Source organism: Parendozoicomonas callyspongiae, from assembly GCF_023502345.1.
GTDB classification, from domain to species: Bacteria; Pseudomonadota; Gammaproteobacteria; order Pseudomonadales; family Endozoicomonadaceae; genus Sansalvadorimonas; species Sansalvadorimonas callyspongiae.
Genome location: NZ_JAMFLX010000161.1, coordinates 1 through 332 on the forward strand (window position 1 = coordinate 1; position 332 = coordinate 332).

The 332-nt window shown below is 44.9% G+C and carries 1 pseudogene; it reads left to right on the top strand.

Annotation, left to right across the window (positions count from 1 at the left end):
• Window positions 1-254, top strand: a pseudogene (locus tag M3P05_RS20780) (hypothetical protein); the annotation flags it as partial.
• Window positions 255-332: the final 78 nt, after the last annotated feature.

The following is a 332-nucleotide window of genomic DNA, read 5'->3' on the forward strand; positions in this document are numbered from 1 at the left end:
GTATAGCAAGGCAGAGTCAGCTTATTATGAATACCGCAGAAAGCAAAGAACCGACGTATATTGGCATTGATGTTGGGAAATCATTTCTCGATGTTTACTTTCATCCACTCGATTTTCATCAGCGTATAGAGAACACCGAAAAAGACATAAATGCCCTTGTTGAAGTGATTGCAGACCTTCAGCCAGAACGTGTTGTTGTCCAGGGAAAACGCATGAAAACCCTTGCTATCACTGGGCTGCATCCAAAGATGTAGGTAATGCTGAACCTGTCAGCACACGCTCCATATACTCAGGACTCAACGCGGCACTCCGCATTTTCCGTTCAATGCCAC